Source organism: Caldibacillus sp. 210928-DFI.2.18, from assembly GCF_020554505.1.
In the GTDB taxonomy this organism is placed as follows: domain Bacteria; phylum Bacillota; class Bacilli; order Bacillales; family Caldibacillaceae; genus Caldifermentibacillus; species Caldifermentibacillus hisashii.
In genome coordinates this window covers 1-227 of the sequence record NZ_JAJCHL010000299.1, presented here as the reverse complement: position 1 = coordinate 227, position 227 = coordinate 1, and the positions used below count along the sequence as shown (strand labels likewise).

The window sequence follows — 227 nt, the reverse complement described above, 5'->3', positions numbered from 1 at the left end:
CTGGCCAGGAAGTCCTCGAAGCTGCCCCAAGGCTGCCCGGCCGGCGCCGTCCAGTGGAACTGCACGCCTTCGCGCATCAGCCAGCCGGCGCGCTCGAAGGCGGCACGGTCGGCTTCGTCGATGAACAGCAGGTGCGCCGACAACAGCTGCGCCTGCCGCGCAAAGGCGCCGATGGCTTGCACCAGCAGCGTGCGGGCCGCCTCGTCGGCGGCCAGCAGCCGGCTGCC

1 protein-coding gene is annotated in these 227 nt (G+C 72.7%); it reads right to left on the bottom strand.

The genetic code is table 11. The features are described from left to right. Nucleotides 1-227: peptidogalycan biosysnthesis protein (locus LIZ98_RS17870; protein WP_227203206.1), on the bottom strand; the 227-nt coding region annotated here is incomplete at both ends.